Here is a 17,056-nt window from a genome sequence, read left to right as displayed (position 1 = left end):
CGTGATTTTTTGTCGTCCTGCCCGCACTGCAAACCTCCGGATCTCGAATCTTCCGCCCTAACGACGCACCAAGCCCCCGGAAAGTGCAGAACTATGGCGCCCGTCACATGGCATCAAGCTGCATACCGGACCGACAGCTTGGTGTCATACCGTCCCTACGTCACTCGGACGCCTCGGATCGACCGGAGCTCCCCGAACAAGGCCGATCTGACAGTCACCGGGTAGTCGTCGACCGCGAGTGGGGTACGTCGTTGGCCGTGGCATACGACGATCTGCACGGGAGTGGGTCCGTGGTGGGCCCGCAATGTGGAGCGCAGCTCCGCCACTGTGTTGTGGTCGACGCTCTTGGCATCCATTTCCAGGATCAACGGCGGGTTCTGTTCCGTGCCGGCCACGTCCAGGGGCGTCACGGATGAGCCGAACACCGACATCTTGTCCTCACGCCAGTTGATCCGGCCGCTGACCGCCACGACCGTGTCCTGGAGAAGTTCAGTGGCGAGAAGGCCGTAGGTCTTGGGGAAGAAGAGCACTTCGAGCGCGGCGTCGAGATCCTCCACCGTGGCGATGGCCCAGTTTTCGCCTTTCTTGTTCACCCGGCGTTCCAGCGACGAGATCATTCCCGCGATGGTGACCTCGCCTTGGGTCGGCGGGTCGGCCAGCAGGGTCGCGATCGGTTTCGGGGCGTGCCCGCGCAGGATGTGTTGCGTGCCGTCGAGGGGGTGGCCGGACACATACAGGCCCAGCATTTCCCGTTCCAGGCTGAGCAGGTGCTTGCGGGGCCATTCCTCGGCGGCAAAACTCAGGTGCGCCAGCGGTGAGGACTCCTCGGCAGCGCCGAACAGGTCGAACTGGCCTTGAGCCCGCCGGCGTTTGAGGTCGGCGACCGCGTCCACGGCTTGTTCGTGGACGTCGAAGAGTGCTTTGCGAGCGTGCCCGAACGAATCGAAAGCGCCGGCCTTGATCAGGGATTCCAGGACGCGTTTGTTGCAGCACACCAGTTCCGACTTCGCCATGAAGTCGTCGAACGAGGCGTATTTCCCTTTCCCGGCGCGGGTCGAGGCGATCGACTCGACCACGTTGGCGCCGACGTTACGCACCGCGCCGAGACCGAAGCGAATGTCGTCGCCGACCGCGGCGAACCGCAGCGAGGACTCGTTCACATCCGGTGGCATGACCTTGATGCCCAGCTGACGGCACTCGGCCAGATAGACCGCGGACTTGTCCTTGTTGTCCGACACCGAGGTCAGCAGGGCCGCCATGTATTCGGCCGGGTAGTTGGCCTTCAGGTACGCGGTCCAGTAACCGACCAGCGCGTATCCGGCCGCGTGCGACTTGTTGAACGCATACCCGGCGAACGGCAGAATGGTGTCCCACAACGCATGCACGGCCTCATCGGTGAAACCGTTCGACCGCATGCCCGCCTGGAAACCCTCGAACTCCTTCTCCAGCACCTCTTTCTTCTTCTTGCCCATCGCCCGGCGCAGCACGTCCGCTCGCCCCATCGAGAAGCCAGCCACCCGTTGCGCGATCTGCATGATCTGTTCCTGGTAGACCACCAGGCCATGGGTCTCGGCGAGGATTTCGCGCAACGGCCCGGCCAGCTCCGGGTGAATCGGCTCGATCGGCTGCCTGGAGTTCTTGCGGTCGGCGTAGTTGTTGTGCGTGTTCATCGCCATCGGACCCGGGCGGTACAAGGCATTGACCGCGACGATGTCCTCGAAACCCGTGGGACGCATCCGCCGCAGCAGGTCCCGCATCGCGCCACCGTCGAGCTGGAACACACCAAGACTGTCACCACGAGACAACAGCTCGTACGTGGCAGGGTCGTTGGTCTCCAGCGCCTCGAGATCGACTGTCTCGCCACGGTTTGCCTGGATGTTGTCGATCGCGTCGCCGATGACGGTCAGGTTGCGCAGACCGAGGAAGTCCATTTTGAGCAGACCGATGGCCTCGCAGGAAGGATAGTCCCAGGCGGTGATCATGGCTCCGTCGTCGCGGCGCCACAACGGGATGACATCCGCCAGGGGTTCGGACGACATGATGACCGCGCAGGCGTGCACTCCGGCGTTGCGGATCAGGCCTTCCAGGCCGCGCGCCGTCTCGAAGATCGTGGCGACGTCCCGGTCGGTCTCGATGAGCGAACGTACCTCGGCGGCCTCCGGATAACGCTCGTGTTCCGGGTCGGTGATGCCCGACAGCGGGATGTCCTTGGCCGCGACCGGCGGCGGCAGCGCTTTGGAGATACGATCCGCGATGGCGTACCCGGCTTGTCCGAAATGGACACGGGCGGCATCCTTGACGGCCGCCTTGGTCTTGATCTTGCCGAAGGTGATCACCTGGGCGATCCGGTCGGCGCCGTACTTCTCCGTGGCGTAGCGCACCATCTCGCCACGGCGCCGGTCGTCGAAGTCCATGTCGATGTCGGGCATGGACATACGCTCGGGGTTGAGGAACCGCTCGAACAGCAGGCCGTGCTCGATCGGGTCCAGATTCGTGATGCCCATCGCGTACGCCACCAACGACCCGGCCGCCGACCCGCGTCCCGGCCCGACCCTGATGCCGACCGACCGCGCGTGGTCCATCAGGTCGGCGGTGATCAGGAAGTAGGCCGGGAATCCTTTCTGCACAATGACATCGATCTCGAACTCGGCCCGGCTCACATACTGCTCGGGCACTCCGCCGGGCAGTCGGCGTTCCAGGCCGCGCATGACCTCCGCACGGAACCACGACTGCACGTCGTGTCCCTCCGGCGGCTCGTAAACCGGCATCCGGTCGCGGTGTTCCCACACCTCGGCGTAGGACTCGACCCGCTCGGCGATCAGGAGCGTACTGTCGGCGGCACCCGGTACCTGATTGTCCCAATAGGACCGCATCTCCTCGGCCGACTTCAGGTAGTAGCCGTCGCCGTCGAACTTGAAGCGAGATGGATCGCCGAGAGTCTTGCCGGACTGCACGCACAGCAAAGCGGCGTGCGCTTCGGCCTGTTCTTTGCGGACGTAGTGCGAGTCGTTCGTGGCCAACGGCCGCAGGCCGAGCTCGGCCCCGATCTCGAGCAGGCCGTCCCGGACGACCTTCTCGATCGCCAGACCGTGGTCCATCAGCTCCACGAAGAAGTTCTCGCGGCCGAAGATGTCCCGGTAGTCCGCGGCAGCCCGCAACGCCTCGGCGTGCTGCCCCAGCCTGAGCCGGGTCTGCACCTCGCCGGACGGGCAGCCGGTGGTGGCGATGATGCCGTCGGCGTGCCCGGCGATCAGCTCGCGATCCATCCGGGGTTTGCGGTAGTAGCCCTCCATACTCGCCAGTGAGGACAGCTTGAACAGGTTCCGCAGGCCCGTGGCGTTGCGCGCGAGCATGGTCATGTGCGTGTACGCACCGCCGCCGGACACGTCGGACTGGCCAGACTGACCGGATTTGCCCCAGAACACGGGTTGCTTGTGAAACCGGCTGCCCGGTGCCAGGTACGCCTCGATGCCGATGACCGGCTTGATCCCGGTCCGGCCGGCCACCTGGTAGAACTCGTCCGCGCCGGACATGGTGCCGTGATCGGTCATCCCGACCGCGGTCATCCCGAGCCGGGCCGCCTCGCCGAACAACGGCGTGATCTTCGCCGCGCCGTCGAGCATCGAGTACTCAGTGTGCACATGCAGATGAACGAACGAGGACAAACCGGCCCCCTCCAGAGAATCAGCGGTGCCGACATTCGAGCCGAGCACCCGGGGGACGGTCAAACAACCGACACGCTTGTCCCACAACCAGCGGTTGTGAGCCGACGGCGATAGAGTTCCGGCACAGGGGAATATCTCCGAGCCACCAGCGTTGAACAGAAGGCAGGTGTACCGATGGGCGATCTCGACCTGGCGGCGGTGCGTGCCTTCGTTGCCGTGGCGGACAACCAGCACTTCGGTGACGCCGCCGCTCAGCTGGGCATCACCCAGCAGGCGGTGTCCAAACGGGTCGCCAAGCTGGAATCGGAATTCGGCGTTCTCCTGCTGTCAAGGCAGGCCTCCGGAACGAGACTGTCCCAAGACGGCGCGGCTTTTCTGCCGTATGCGCGCAATCTTCTGGCGACGGCCGAAAAGACCGTGGAAATGCTGCGCGGACGGCGCCTGCCATTACGGATCGACGTACTCGACACAAGACTCGCGTCGACTGAATTGGTACGAGAATTCCACAGCACGGCGAGCGATATCGAGCTCGAAATCGTCACGTCGATCGGGCTCAGGGCCGCGCGTGGGGCGCTGAAGGCGGGCACGGTGGACGCGGCGTTCGTCAGGGCGATCGGCCCGCTGGACCAGGACGGGATCGCCGCCGTCCCGGCCTACCTGGAGCCGCTGCAGGTCATGGTCGGCCCTGGGCACCCGCTGGCGAAGCGGTCGAGTGTGACGATGCCGGAGCTGTCCGGTTGCACGGTGTGGATGCCGGGCAACGCCCAAGGCAGCGAATGGGCCGACTTCTACGACTCGATCGCCGCGGAGTTCTCGGTCCGCATCGACACCAGCGGCCCGGACTTCGGCTACGAGCACTTCGTGCGCCGCTTCGCCGAGTCGCCGCACCTGCTCGGATTCGTCGGCGAGCTGACGCGGCTGCCGCAGTACCCCGGCGTGGTACGAATCCCCGTCCAACGGCCCACGCCCTGTTATCTGTGCTCGTTGCTGTGGCATCGGCCGAACCCGCATCCGGCCTTGCCCAAGCTGGTCTCCTACGTCCGGCAGAACTACCGGGCGCCCGGTCGTGGGGACGTGTGGCTGGCGCGGGCCGATGTGACACGCATCGGGTGATGTTGCGCCGCGGGCAGCGGGTCGCTATCCTGGCGTCATCTTCCCCTTGTGGATGTAGGCGAAGGCCCCCACAGGAGTTCCCCGGTTTTGCCGGACACAGTTCTGCTGAACGTACTGCGGCACAACCAGGATCTACTTCAGCGGCGAGCGCAGGCACGTGCCCGCTCGGTTCCGCACACCCACCAATCTAAGGAAAACCCATGAACAGCACCACAACAACCGAAGGCCCACCGGTCACCGGCATCCTGGACATTGTGGACAACCGCGCCATGATCCGGGCCGATGGCTATCTACCCGGGCCAGGCGACATCAACGTCCCGATGGCGATGGTCCGCAAACTCGGGCTGCGCCGGGGCGACACCGTCGCCGCAATTGCCACCAAAAGCCAGATTGTGCAGGTCGACAGCGTCAACGGGCAACGGCCCGGCCACGCCCGGCCCGCGTTCACCGAGCTGGTTCCCCTCTATCCCAACGAACGCCTGCGGCTGGAGACCGAGCCGCACGAGCTGACCACGCGCGTGATCGACCTGGTCATGCCGGTCGGCAAAGGCCAACGCGCACTGATCGCCGCGCCGCCCAAGGCGGGCAAAACCTCTGTACTGCAAGCAATCGCCCGCGCAATCAGCAAGAATCACCCGGAATGCCACCTGATGCTCGTCCTGGTCGGCGAACGCCCGGAGGAGGTCACCGATCTGGCTCGTGCCGTGCCCGCCGAGGTCATCGCCGCCACGTTCGACCGCCCGCCCAACGAGCACATCGCCCTCGCCGAACTGGCCATCGAACGAGCCAAGCGCTTGGTCGAGACCGGCCGGGACGTAGTGGTCCTGCTGGATTCCCTGACCCGCCTGGGCCGCGCCTACAACCTGGCCGCGCCCACGTCGGGACGTGTGCTGTCCGGTGGCGTGGACTCCACTGCTCTGCTTCCGCCGAAACGATTCCTCGGCGCGGCCCGCAACATCGAGAACGGCGGCTCGCTCACGATCTTCGCCACGGCCCTTGTGGACACTGGTTCCCTCGGCGATTCCCTGATCTTCGAGGAGTACAAGGGCGCAGGCAACGCCGAGCTCCGGCTGGACCGCAAGATCGCCAACAAACGCGTCTACCCAGCCATCGACATCTCCCAATCCGGCACCCGCAAGGAAGAACTCCTGCTGTCCCCGAGCGAACGGGCGGCCACACGCTCACTGCGCGCGGCCCTCACCCGCCGCGAATCCCCCACCGAGCTCCTGCTCGACAGCCTGCGCAAGACCAGCACCAACGCCGAGCTGCTCGGCGCGGTCAAGCAATAGGGGCGTGACCACGCCATACATGGAGCACGAGATCCCGGAGTGACGCCGGCAGGTAGCACGCGGGCGCTGTTCACCGACTACCTGGGCAAGAAGCCTAGGGAGGCGCGTTGTGCAGCTGAGTGACACGGACGTCGAGGCGTTCCGGCAAGCGATGACAGCGAGTGACGCGCCCGTGGCCGAGGCCGCGGAGACCTTGTCCTCGTTGACCGATCAGGCAATCGCGTTGGCACGGCAGGATTCGCGGCAGGGCTTGGCCATGCTCGACAAGCTGCTGGCGATGTGCTCGGGGATTGCGGCTCTCGCAGGGAACGCGGCCGCGCTGGGCTACAACCGGGCTGCGCTGCTTCGGCTTGAGAACAAGTTCGCGGAGGCCGGTGACGGATATCGCTCGGTAGTGTCAGACTTCGAGTCATCCCAGGATCCTGACGTAGGATTCTGGGTTGCTTTGGCGCTGTACAACCACATCACGATGGTGACGCAGGAGGGACCCGAAGATGCCGCCGCCGACCGGATCCCGCCGCTGGTCGGCAAGTTCCGTGATCTTTTCGGCCACAGCGCCGATCCGCGGCTCCTGGCCCGGGTGCGTTACGCGATGCGGCTGGAACTGGAGCTGTTGCAACGACTCGACCGGAACGAAGAAGCAGCCGCGTCAAGAGCACGGCTCGAGGAGCTGGTCCGGCCCGCGGTCGAGCAGGTCCTGGCCAAGCTCGACCAGGACGATCCACCTGGCCCGGCGGACGAAGCCGCGCCGAAGTGGCCGTTGCCGCGGGAACAGCTCGTAACGTCCCTTGTGGTCGACTTCGAGTCGTGTCTGGACATGGTGCGCGAGGTGGCGGACGCCGAACCTGCAGCGTTGTTCCAGATGATCGAGGCCCGTCCGGTGTTGCTGTCGCGGGCCGCGCTCACGATGTTCGCCGCGGCACGCGACGGACTGATCTTCGGGGCGCAGGGCGAGGAGGACAGCGCCCGCATCGGCCGTGGTCTGGGCCAGTTGCTGGCCGCACTCGACTACCTGCACAAGAATCCCGGTAACTACCCACTGGGGCCCGGGCCGATCGAGTCCTTGCTCGGTGCGGTGGACGTTTCGATCAGCATGGCCGACGCCCTGGCGTACGCGCGTTCGCCTGACATGGTCCGCATGTTGTCTGTCCCTTATGTACACGCCTTGGCGGAAGCCTCGATGACGTTGCTGGGTGAAGGCCAGTGGCGCCGGGCGGCCCGGTTGCACCTCCTGCTGCTGGCGGCCGTGGAGCGGGTGCCCGATTGCGGCGAAGGCCGGGGCATGGTGACCATGGCCCGGTTCAGGTGGCTGTTCGTGGCCAGGCAGGTGCTGATCAACCTGCCTGACGGGCGGGTGCTGCACAGCGCCGCCGACGCCGGACGCCGGGTACTGGCGTCCTACGAGGGAAAACCGGGATCGGAGCGCTTCGAAGCCGAGACCATGCTGGCCTTGGCAGCACTGTATTTCGAACCGTATTCAGCGGGCCGCACGAGTGAGAACTACGTGGCCGACATGCGCCGGTGGATCGCACGGCTGGAGGAGGAGACTCTCGACCCGGTCGAGGTCGACGAGGGCGTCACGACCCGGATGCCGGCTTTCGCCGAAGTCGTGGACATCAGTGAGGACTACGTGAACCGGGCCATGGACCTGGCTGTGCCCGTTCAGCAGACCCACCTGCGCAGCCTGATGCTCAACATCAAGCGAGCCCGGACCATCCTCGGCCAGGAGATCGACCACGCCGAACTGGCGGACATCGCGGCCCGGGTGGCGTCGGCCGAAGACGTGGACAGCTATCCGCAGTTGCTGGCCAACGCCTTGATCATGCAGCTGGGTACCGGGCAGGTGCCCGACGAGGCAGCGCTCGACCGGTTGCTCACGTACCCGATCGAGGAGATCGCCGAACGGTCCGGCCGGGAGGCGGCGCACGCGGTACTCGTCTGCGCCGGTCAGGTCCTCGCCGGTGGGGACCGGGCTCGTGGCAGGCGTCTGTTCGCCGAGTCCCGGGACTTCGTGCGCGGCCTGGCCGAGCGGGACCGGTTTCAGGTGCTCCTGATCCACCAGGACCTGTTGATGAACACCCGTGACCTTCTTCTCGACGAGAATCTCGTCCCGCAGGAGTCCCTCGACGCGCTGCTCGGCCGGATCACCGCGGGGAACTGGCCGGCCGACCGGGCCGCGCCGGCGTTGATCACGTATTTCCGCCTCGGGCACGAGTCGGCCGGCTCCGCGGCCGCCGAAGCCGAGTGGTTCGACGCCATGAGCAGCATGTCCCGGCTCTTTCCGTCCTTTGTGGAGGATAATGAGGACGTACTGGGCTACCTGACGGCCGGTTTGCTCGCACGCGCGTCGATCCGTGCGTTCGAACGAGGCGACTCAGCGCACGCGTTGAGAACGCAGGCAACCGCATGCAGTCTGTACCTCACAATGTCCACACCGGACGCCGCGATGGAGTCGCTGACCCTGATAGCGCGGTTCGTCGCGGAGGTCGACGGCAAGGGGCTCGCCCAGGCCGCGGCCGACACCCTGGCTCAGATCGCGGTCGTGGCCGAGAACATGATCGGGGCGGCGGCCACGGATGTCCTGCAGACCATCTGGTCCCAGGTGATCGGTGCCTCGGCCTGGGAGGCCAAGGCCGAAGAGGTGTTCGCGTGCATGCAACTGGCCAAGGGCGCCAGATTCGTCGACGCGCTGCGTTCCGGGATTTCATTCGACGCCCGGAGCGACGAGGACGCGGCAAGGCTGCTCGACCTCATCGGGCAAGCCGAGGACGACCCCAACGCGGACCTCGACGCGGTCACCTTGGTCACGCCGTACTCCGAACGACTGGACGACGTCGGCACGGTCACAGCCGCCGCACAGCGGGAAAATCTCGAGCGCACGTTCGACGCCCTGGTGCAGTGCGCACTGACCGGCAGCGCCACACCCTCGCTCCGGTTGCTGGATCTCGCCACGACTTGCGATCTGTTGCCGGCTGACACGGTTCTGCTGTTCAGTCACCTCACCCACACCCCCGGTGGCGGCCGGTCGCTCGTGACCCTGATGATCTCGAAGGACCGGATCGCCTTGGTACCCAACGAGATCCTCGATGCGGGCACCGCTGGTCAACGGCTGGAGCTGCACATCGACAACCGCGTCCGCACGTTCGACCGGCTGGCCGGCGCGGTGTTCGACCTGCGGCAGGAGGTCCAGGCCGAGCCCGGTCCGTTCCGGGTGATCGCACGATCCGGCGAGGACGCGCTCGACGAGTGCCTGGCGCTGTACGGTCCCGTCGCGGACCTGCTGCGCGAGGAGTACGCGGCCGGACGGCGTCACCTGGTGATCGTTCCCCATGGCCCGCTGCATTTCGCGCCACTGCACCTGCTCCACCTCGACGGCCGTCCGCTCGCCGAGGCGTGGACGGTCACCTACATGCCGAATCTCGCGTTGCTGGAACGTCTGATGTCACCGCCACCAAGCGGGAAAACGGGCATGGTCGCCGTCGGCCTCGGGTTCGCCGACGGCTCGCTCGACCCCATTCCCGAGGCAGTCGAGGAAGCCGAGGCGGTCGCGGCCAAGTTCGGATCGCAGGCCCTGATCGACGCCGACGCCACCGAAAACGCTGTCTTCGAAGCGTTGGCGGGCGCGCGACTGTTCCACATCGCCACCCACGGAGTCCATAATGTTGCCGCGCCTGCGTTCCAGAGCCTGTACGTCGCCGACGAGCGGGTCAGCGCGCACGAGTTGCTCCGACTGGACCTGCAAGGCCTCGAACTGGTCACGCTGTCGGCGTGTGAGACCGCGCTCGGCCGGTTCGACGCGGCCGACAACCTGCGCGGCATCCCCGCCCACCTGCTGCTGCGCGGCGCCGAGGCGGTCGTCGGCACGCTGTGGCCCGTGGAAAGCCAGACCTCACGCGACTTCTTCACTACGCTCTACGAGATGCTGCACGACGGCAGTTCGAAGCTGACCGCCTTCGCCGCGGCACAGAAACGGACCCGAGCCGCCCATCCCCAGTACCGCGACTGGGGTGCGTTCTACTACATGGGCGACTGGCGCTGAGAGGCCTGAATGGACATCGAGGTTCCCGGACTCACCGAGGCCCCAGCGGTTCTCGAACCCGACAGCCGCACCACCCGCGGCAAAGCCAAAGCAGAACCCGTACACGGCGTGGTATCCGTCGGCCTGCCCGTCGTCCAGGCGATCACGCCGGAGCTGGCCGCGGGTGACCTCGCCCTGCAGGCGTTCCTGGCCGACACGGCATGGACGTTCCACCTCGTGCACCTCGGCGCCACCTTCGCCCCCGGCGAAGACCGGTTCGGCCAAGCCTGGCTGACCGTGACCCTGGCACGGAGCGACGGCGCCGCCACGCCACCTCCGATCATCTGGTCGCTCACCCCGCAACGCGCCCAACGCCCGATCGAACAGTCCCGATCGCTCAAACTCGGCGCCAAACTGGGCTTCGAAGCCTCCGCCGAGATCGTGAAGTCCGGCAAACGCGAAGAGATCTTCGTGGAGACCTACGGCCTGCAGGAACCCGCCTGCACCTGGGAATTCACCAGCACCACCCTGGACCAGGTCCGCGGCACCCAACGCCTCGCCCTCGTCGCCCGCGTCCCCGCCGGCACACCGGTCAGCGGCTCGGTCGAACTACGCGCCACCCTGTCTCGCAAGCGGCTCGGCCTGTTCCCCTTCAAGGTCGCAGTGAGCGGCGGCGGTCCCCTCGGTTTCACTCTCTGACGCAAGCATCCCGGGCAGCGGGTCGGTGATCAGTTTGGCTGTGATGGCGCCCAGCTGGGCGACGTCGTCGGGGGTGAGGTGGTCGAAGACGAGACGACGGACCTCGGCGACGTGGCCTGGGGCGGCGGCCTCGAGGACCGCGAAACCTGCGTCGGTGAGCAGCGCAATCTGGCCGCGTTTGTCGGTGGCACAGGCCTGGCGTTCGATCCAGCCGCGTTGTTCGAGGGTGGCCACGGCGTGGGAGAGACGGCTGGGCGTGGTGCCGGTGTGCCGGGCGAGTTCGGCCATCCGCATGGCCCGGCCGGGCTGGCCGCTGAGGATGGCGAGCACCTGGTAGTAGGCGTGCGGCAGCCCGGCTTCATCGCGCAGCTGCCGGTCCAGCGCGGTGGGCAGCCGCAACAGCAACCGGGTGAGATTCAGCCACGCCGCGAGTTCCTGGTGGCTGAGCCATCGCGGCTCCGGGGTGCTCATGACCGTGTCTCCAATCGGCTCAACCCGCGAGCGGCAGGTCCAAAGTGTGGTGGGTGTGGGCGACCTTGGCCGCCAGGTAGCGCGCGTTGGCCGCCGACAGGTGCACGCCGGTCGGGATCTGCTCGATGACCTGCACACCGAGCGCCCCAAGTTGGACAGCCTTGTCAGGGTTGTTGCTCAGCAGTGAGATCCGGTCGGCACCGAGAGAGTGCAGCATCTGCGCGGCGGCGGTGTAGTCACGCTCGTCCTCGCCGTGGCCGAGGGCGACGTTCGCCTCGAACGTGTCGAGGCCGGCGTCCTGCAGGGCGTAGGCGTCGAGCTTGGCGTACAGGCCGATCCCCCGGCCCTCCTGCCGCAGGTACAGCAGGAATCCGCCGGTCTCGGTGATCCGCTCGGCCGCTTCCCGCAGCTGCGGCCCGCAGTCACAACGCTGACTGCCGAACACATCCCCGGTCAGGCACTCGCTGTGCGGACGCACCAGCGCCGTGCCCCGGTCCACAGCACCACGCCAGTCGCCCAGCCCGAGGGCCAGGTGCTCACGGTTGTCGGCAAGCCCCTCGAACGTGAAGACTTCAGCCGTGGTGGCATAACCGTCCGGGAACGTCAGCGGCACAACCACCCGCGTCCGCACCTTCGCCGGCAGTATGCTCGTCATCGGGCCTCCAGATCTTGAAGTTTCAAGAACCAGACTGCTCCCAACTCATTGAAACTTCAACAACTTCGGCTGTGGTGTGTGTCTCAACCGCGAGGGCATAGGAGACATACGCACCCGACGAGATCAACCCTGCCGCGCTGGCCCCCATCCCCAGCTCCGACTGCATGTCAGGCAGCAGCAACCCGTACCCATAACGGGCAAGCCCGAACGTCACCGCGATCATCGCGGCGCCAGGCAGCACAGTCCGGCTGATACGCGACGCCACCGCCAGATCAGTCATCGGCTGTGCCCATCGTGTGCCGGAGCGGGCATTCCCGTCCGCCACTGGAGCATGCGGCACGGTCACACAGGCGGCAGACGTGCAGAGCCGGGAGGCGAGTCGCGGCGAGGCCGACGACCATTTTGTCCAGAAGGGCCTCCAGTTGACGGCGTTCCTGCTCTGTCAGGACTTCGACGACCTCGCCGATCACGGCCTGACGTGCTTTCAGAACCGCACGAGCGCGGGCGCGGCCGGTACGAGTCAGGTCCAGCCGACGTTGGCGGGCGTCAGTGCCCGCGGTACGGGTGACCCATCCGGCGTCGACGAGGCGCTCGACGAGTCTGGTACCACCTGAGCTGGTGAGGCCTAGGACATCGCCCAGCCAGCGCACGGTCCTGTCCGGGTGAGCAAGCAGGGTTACGAGCGCGGCACGCTCCGAGGCGGCCATGCCGGAGCCGCCGACATCCGCGTCGAGCAGCCGACCGGCCAGTTCCAGCGACTGCGCACCAAGCAGGTTCTCCAGTCGTGTCATGCCTTCCAGTATCCAATAGTTGACTGACGCAGGCAATATTTCGGCAAAATCGCTGGAAGCGCGGCGGCCGGCCGACGATGATGCCGGGGTGACATCATTTCCCGCCCTGCGCAGGGCTGTCGCGGGTGATCAGGCACAGATCGCGGAGCTGATGCGCGGTTCGGTGCTCGCGTTGTTCCCGGGTTTCTACGACCAGCGGCAGTCCGACAGTGCCGCCATCCACCTCACGGTGCCGGACCTCACGCTGATCGGGGACGGCACGTACTACGTCCACGAGTGGGCAGGCGAGGTCGTCGCCTGTGGTGGATGGAGCAGGCGGCAGAAGGTGTACACCGGGTCGGGGTCGCTGCAGGACGACGAGCGGCTGATCGATCCGAGTTGCGAACCGGCCCGGGTCCGGGCGATGTTCGTGCGCGGCGACTGGACCCGGCGGGGGCTGGGCCGCACGATTCTTGAGGCATGCGAGCGCGCGGCCTATGACGAAGGGTTCCGGTCCATGACGTTGATGGCGACGTTGCCCGGCGTCCCGCTGTACCGTGCGTTCGGATTCCAGGAGACCGCGCAGGTGATGGTCCCGCTACCCGATGGCGTTCAGCTTGAGGGCGTGGTGATGGACCGGCCGATCTCCGTCAGAGGCACCTGACGACCTCTTCGGGCGATGTGGAGTTGTCCAGCCGGCGGACGAACGAGCCCTTGCCCACAGCGGTCTTCTTGTCACAGGCCGATTTCTGGTCGGCATACGGCCCGTAGAACGCCGCGTAGATATCCACGCCGTTGTACTGCGCCCGCAGCGAGCTGCATTTGGTCGACACGGCGTGCAGGTAGTCCGCGCCTGGGTTGTCCAGCAGGAACTTCGCGACGTCCGCGGCGTAGTTGGCCTTGTTGACCGCGGAACCGACGATCACGATGAACTTGCCGTCACACGCCGGACTGCTGATCGGCTTGGCCACACCGAGATCCGCGGCCGGCTTGACCGGAGCACTCGTCTGCGTCGCCGTCGTTGGCGCAGGCTGCCCTGAAGGCTCCTGCTTGGAGTGCCCGAACTGCGACCACAGCAACGCGCCCAGCCCCAGCACCGCGGCGGCCACCACCACGGCGATCCACTTGCGGCCGGTCTTCTTCGGGGCAGGAGCCGACGGCAGGACCACGGGCATCCGCTTGGTCGACGACTCCCCTTTCATGGCCTGCTTGGCGGCCGCAGCCAGTTCGCCCGCGCCGGCGAACCGGTCAGCAGGGTTCTTGGCCATTCCCTTGGCGATGACACGGTCGAACTTGGCCAGTTCCGGGGCGTACTCGCCCGGCCTCGGCGGCGCGTTGTTGACGTGCCCGAACATCACGGCGAGCGGATTCTCCGCACGGAACGGCTTGAGGCCGGTCAGGCACTCGTACAGCATGCACGCCAGCGAGTACACGTCCACGCGGTGATCGACCGCGCCGGTTCCGAACCGTTCGGGCGCCATGTAGTGCAGCGTGCCCACGGTGTCCCCGGTCGCGGTGATCTCGCTCGCCGGGGCGATCGTCCGGGCGATGCCGAAGTCGACCAGGTAGGCGAAGCCGTTCGGGCTGATCAGGACGTTGGACGGCTTCACGTCGCGGTGCACGAGCTGCTCCGCGTGCGCGGCGTCGAGCGCGCTGGCGACCTGGCTGATGATGTCGACCGCGGCGGCCTGGCTCATCGGCCCGCCGTCCTTGATGATCTTGCCCAGGTGCGCGCCCTCGACCAGGCGCATGTCCAGATACAGCCGGCCCTCGATCTCGCCGTAGGCGTGGATCGGGATGACGTGCGGTTCACGCAGCCGGGCCGCGGCGTGCGCCTCCCGCTTGAACCGTTCCCGGAACTCGGCGTCGCCCGCCAGATCGTCGCTCAGAACCTTGAGCGCGACCACACGATCGTGCCGGGTGTCATGGGCCCGATGGACCTCGCCCATGCCACCTCGTGCGATCAGTCCTTCCATCCGGTATGGACCGAATAACCACGCCACGCGTTCCGCTCCCCTGGTCGGACACCTGGGGTGCGGATCATACCCAGCGGCGCGTTAGCCTGCGTCGATGGCCTGGATCACGCTGCGGCAGTTCGCCTGGACCGAACGGCCCGGGCGCGCGGACGCGTACCCCGTGATCGACGACATCCACCGGGTCGCGGTCGACCGCTGGCTGCCGGTGGACCTCAGCTACGCCGTGGGCGTGAACGCTCTCGCGGTGCCTGCGAAAGGCCCAGTCCGCTACGAGACACGGCAACACGAGCTGCGGCTTCTGCTGTGCTACCTGAGCAACGACCCGGACGGCCCGGTCCGGCTGCGGGACGACACGTTCCGTGCGAGCGCCGCGCACATCCGGCGGTTCGTCAGCGAATCGATCGGGCTCGGCATGCTCCCCACCTCGGTCCACGCCGCCTACCAGGCAACTCCCGGCACTCCAGCCCATTTCGAGGCGTGGCCGACAATGCTGGCCACCCAGCACAGTGCCACCAAGATCAAGCCGGATCTGCTGCTTCAGCTGCCCGGAATGGTCCTGGCCGGGGAGGCACGCGGCCGCTCGGAGCCAGCGCCGATCCGCGCCTCCGTCCAGCAGCGTGACCGGCTCAACAGCGTGCTGCCCTGGTCGCAGCACCACGGAACACACCCGCTGGCCATGACGTGGGCGTCCATCACCGGCGATGGCACGACAGTCGACCTGTTCACAAGATCGGGCCGGCTTCCCGGGATGACCGGCCCGGTCGGCCAGCCGTTGCCGTCGCCCGTCCCGATCCAGCCCGATCTGTTCGAGCAGGACCACCTCGTGGCCGCCGACCGGTCCGCCGAGATCAGCACCCCGAGCCGGGAAACCAAGGCCAGGGACTTCGACCCCCGGTCGCCTCGTGACCTCATCACCGCCATCACCCGCCGGACCGGTGACATCGGCACTCAGCTCTACGAGACGGCACCGGAGCCTGATCGGCCTGTACGGATCGCGGACCAGGCTGTTCGCGGGCGGTGGGCGGCGCTCGACCTGTTCGGCCCGGCCGCCGGATCGTTCCTGCTGGGCGTGCTCGAACGCCCGCTTTCGCCCGAGCAGAGCCACGAGATCACCACGCGCCTGCGCCAGAGGACACGCTCGGCCCTGGTGTCCGGCCGGCTGGTCGTGGCCATCACCGATGACGCCGCCGACCGCCCGTGGCCGCTCGTCGCAGACTGACTCTCAGCTGCGAAAACACCGGAATTGTAGGTTTTTCGGAGGTCGCTGGTGGATCTTGCCCGGCCATGGGCGAAAGAAACGCCGCAGTACGGCGTGTAGCAATGACCTCGTTGGTGGCTTTGACGGTGCTGTTGGTGTCGTCGGCACCCACGATCGGGCAGCCGGGCATCGCCAGTGCCCCGGCCGCCTGCAAGAACACCACCACGGACGACGAGACCATCAACAACGCGATCGCGGCCAGCGTTCCCGGCGCCGAGATCGTCATCACCGGCACGTGCCTGATCGACAAGCCGATCCGGTTGCTCGGCGACCGGACCTACCGCGGTGAGAACCGGACCGGAACCGTCATCCGCCAGGCGAACGGCGCCAACCTCGACGCGATGCTCGCGAGCGACACATACCTGGACAACGCGACCTTCACCGGCGGGCCGTTCACGATCAAGTCGCTGACACTGATCGGCAACAGCGCCGCCAACCCCACCGCACGCGATGTGCTGGTGGTCCGGTCCTGGCAGACGGTGGTCGAGGACCTGGTGATCGAAGAGGCCAAGCGGCACGCCCTGCGCGTGACCAGCCTGTCGGCCAACGGAACCAAGCTGACCAACACCCAGGTCAACGGCCGGATCTCCGGCAATCACATCGCGGCCTCCGGTGGCCGCGGCATCTTCGTCGAGGACCCGGATCCAGGCAACTCCGTCACCGACTGGCAGCTCAACGACAACTGGATCGAGAAGTCGGGCTCCGACGCGATCGCCCTGGACAACTCCGCCGGCTGGGTCGTCCGTGGCAACCACGTGTACGAGGTCGGCGGGGCCGGTATCCGGGCCAGCCGGATGTACGGCACGACCATCGCCGACAACTACATCGAGGACTTCACAGGCGTCGGCCTGCAGGTCACGGTGCAGGGCGACACCGCGTCCACGATCAGCGGCAACAAGATCTTCCAGCTGCTGGGCAGCACCGCCGCGAGCACGTACCTGGCGACCAGCGTCAACTACGACACCGCGAACCTCGCCATCGTCGGCAACGCCATTCGCGGCAACGGTTCCGGCATCGGCCTTGACCTGCAGAAAGGCCCGGGCACGGCACTCGTGGCGACCTCGACCGGCAACGTCGTCACCGGTGTGACCACGCCTCGCCGGGTCGGCACGGGCGTCACGGTGTCCGCGGGCGTGTGATCT

At 66.8% G+C, this 17,056-nt stretch carries 13 protein-coding genes; 7 read left to right on the top strand and 6 right to left on the bottom strand.

Going from position 1 to position 17,056, the window contains the following annotated elements; all coding sequences use genetic code 11:
* Positions 1 to 155 precede the first annotated feature (155 nt).
* Positions 156 to 3,623: a DNA polymerase III subunit alpha gene (gene dnaE, locus JOF56_RS31210; protein ID WP_245380284.1), complete on the bottom strand. Its 3,468-nt coding sequence runs from the start codon at positions 3,621 to 3,623 to the stop codon at positions 156 to 158.
* Positions 3,624 to 3,839: 216 nt separating this feature from the next.
* Between dnaE and JOF56_RS31205 the strand changes: the two genes are divergently transcribed.
* From JOF56_RS31205 to JOF56_RS31190, 4 genes are all read left to right on the top strand, one after another.
* Positions 3,840 to 4,778, top strand: coding sequence for a LysR family transcriptional regulator (locus tag JOF56_RS31205; protein WP_209643039.1), 939 nt, complete (start codon positions 3,840 to 3,842; stop codon positions 4,776 to 4,778).
* Between the two features lie 200 nt (positions 4,779 to 4,978).
* A complete protein-coding gene (locus tag JOF56_RS31200) occupies positions 4,979 to 6,067 on the top strand; it encodes a transcription termination factor Rho, short form (RefSeq protein ID WP_209643038.1) in 1,089 nt (362 codons plus the stop codon).
* 109 nt (positions 6,068 to 6,176) lie between these two features.
* The gene (locus JOF56_RS31195) at positions 6,177 to 10,106 is read left to right on the top strand and encodes a CHAT domain-containing protein (RefSeq protein ID WP_209643037.1); all 3,930 of its coding nucleotides are present in this window, start codon (positions 6,177 to 6,179) and stop codon (positions 10,104 to 10,106) included.
* A 9-nt stretch (positions 10,107 to 10,115) separates the two neighbouring features.
* Entirely contained in the window at positions 10,116 to 10,784 is a 669-nt protein-coding gene (locus tag JOF56_RS31190) for a hypothetical protein (RefSeq protein WP_209643036.1), read from the top strand.
* Here JOF56_RS31190 and JOF56_RS31185 read toward each other — a convergent pair.
* From JOF56_RS31185 to JOF56_RS31170, 4 genes are read right to left on the bottom strand one after another with little or no spacing between them, the layout of a single operon-like run.
* A complete protein-coding gene (locus JOF56_RS31185) occupies positions 10,695 to 11,255 on the bottom strand; it encodes a MarR family winged helix-turn-helix transcriptional regulator (protein ID WP_209643035.1) in 561 nt (186 codons plus the stop codon). The genes JOF56_RS31190 and JOF56_RS31185 overlap by 90 nt on opposite strands.
* Positions 11,256 to 11,274: 19 nt before the next feature.
* Positions 11,275 to 11,910, bottom strand: coding sequence for a GTP cyclohydrolase II (locus tag JOF56_RS31180; RefSeq protein WP_209643034.1), 636 nt, complete (start codon positions 11,908 to 11,910; stop codon positions 11,275 to 11,277).
* A gap of 22 nt (positions 11,911 to 11,932) precedes the next feature.
* Positions 11,933 to 12,190 (bottom strand): hypothetical protein, encoded by a 258-nt coding sequence (locus tag JOF56_RS31175; protein ID WP_209643033.1) that lies wholly within the window; start codon positions 12,188 to 12,190, stop codon positions 11,933 to 11,935.
* Positions 12,183 to 12,701 (bottom strand): MarR family winged helix-turn-helix transcriptional regulator, encoded by a 519-nt coding sequence (locus tag JOF56_RS31170; RefSeq protein ID WP_209643032.1) that lies wholly within the window; start codon positions 12,699 to 12,701, stop codon positions 12,183 to 12,185. Before JOF56_RS31170 ends, JOF56_RS31175 begins: the two co-directional genes overlap by 8 nt.
* A 19-nt stretch (positions 12,702 to 12,720) precedes the next feature.
* Here JOF56_RS31170 and JOF56_RS31165 point away from each other — a divergent pair, with 19 nt between their 5' ends.
* Positions 12,721 to 13,344, top strand: a complete 624-nt coding sequence (locus tag JOF56_RS31165; RefSeq protein ID WP_245378470.1) for a GNAT family N-acetyltransferase — start codon at positions 12,721 to 12,723, stop codon at positions 13,342 to 13,344.
* On the opposite strand, the gene JOF56_RS31160 is transcribed toward JOF56_RS31165, so the two are convergent.
* Entirely contained in the window at positions 13,331 to 14,683 is a 1,353-nt protein-coding gene (locus tag JOF56_RS31160; RefSeq protein ID WP_307855337.1) for a serine/threonine-protein kinase, read from the bottom strand. The genes JOF56_RS31165 and JOF56_RS31160 overlap by 14 nt on opposite strands.
* A gap of 67 nt (positions 14,684 to 14,750) precedes the next feature.
* Here JOF56_RS31160 and JOF56_RS31155 point away from each other — a divergent pair, with 67 nt between their 5' ends.
* Positions 14,751 to 15,875, top strand: a complete 1,125-nt coding sequence (locus JOF56_RS31155; protein ID WP_209643031.1) for a hypothetical protein — start codon at positions 14,751 to 14,753, stop codon at positions 15,873 to 15,875.
* A gap of 101 nt (positions 15,876 to 15,976) precedes the next feature.
* Positions 15,977 to 17,053, top strand: coding sequence for a right-handed parallel beta-helix repeat-containing protein (locus tag JOF56_RS31150; protein ID WP_209643030.1), 1,077 nt, complete (start codon positions 15,977 to 15,979; stop codon positions 17,051 to 17,053).
* The last annotated feature ends 3 nt before the right edge of the window (positions 17,054 to 17,056 follow it).

The organism is Kibdelosporangium banguiense (assembly GCF_017876405.1).
GTDB classification, from domain to species: Bacteria; Actinomycetota; Actinomycetes; order Mycobacteriales; family Pseudonocardiaceae; genus Kibdelosporangium; species Kibdelosporangium banguiense.
The sequence above is the reverse complement of the archived record's forward strand: the minus strand, read 5'-3'. Positions and strand labels throughout refer to the sequence as shown.

Excerpts from the sequence above, each read along its gene's own strand:
- dnaE (WP_245380284.1), bottom strand. The coding sequence starts at position 3,623 with ATGCTCGACGGCGCGGCGAAGATCACGCCGTTGTTCGGCGAGGCGGCC.
- JOF56_RS31205 (WP_209643039.1), top strand. The coding sequence starts at position 3,840 with ATGGGCGATCTCGACCTGGCGGCGGTGCGTGCCTTCGTTGCCGTGGCG.
- JOF56_RS31200 (WP_209643038.1), top strand. The coding sequence starts at position 4,979 with ATGAACAGCACCACAACAACCGAAGGCCCACCGGTCACCGGCATCCTG.
- JOF56_RS31190 (WP_209643036.1), top strand. The coding sequence starts at position 10,116 with ATGGACATCGAGGTTCCCGGACTCACCGAGGCCCCAGCGGTTCTCGAA.
- JOF56_RS31185 (WP_209643035.1), bottom strand. The coding sequence starts at position 11,255 with ATGAGCACCCCGGAGCCGCGATGGCTCAGCCACCAGGAACTCGCGGCG.
- JOF56_RS31180 (WP_209643034.1), bottom strand. The coding sequence starts at position 11,910 with ATGACGAGCATACTGCCGGCGAAGGTGCGGACGCGGGTGGTTGTGCCG.
- JOF56_RS31175 (WP_209643033.1), bottom strand. The coding sequence starts at position 12,190 with ATGACTGATCTGGCGGTGGCGTCGCGTATCAGCCGGACTGTGCTGCCT.
- JOF56_RS31170 (WP_209643032.1), bottom strand. The coding sequence starts at position 12,701 with ATGACACGACTGGAGAACCTGCTTGGTGCGCAGTCGCTGGAACTGGCC.
- JOF56_RS31155 (WP_209643031.1), top strand. The coding sequence starts at position 14,751 with ATGGCCTGGATCACGCTGCGGCAGTTCGCCTGGACCGAACGGCCCGGG.
- JOF56_RS31150 (WP_209643030.1), top strand. The coding sequence starts at position 15,977 with ATGACCTCGTTGGTGGCTTTGACGGTGCTGTTGGTGTCGTCGGCACCC.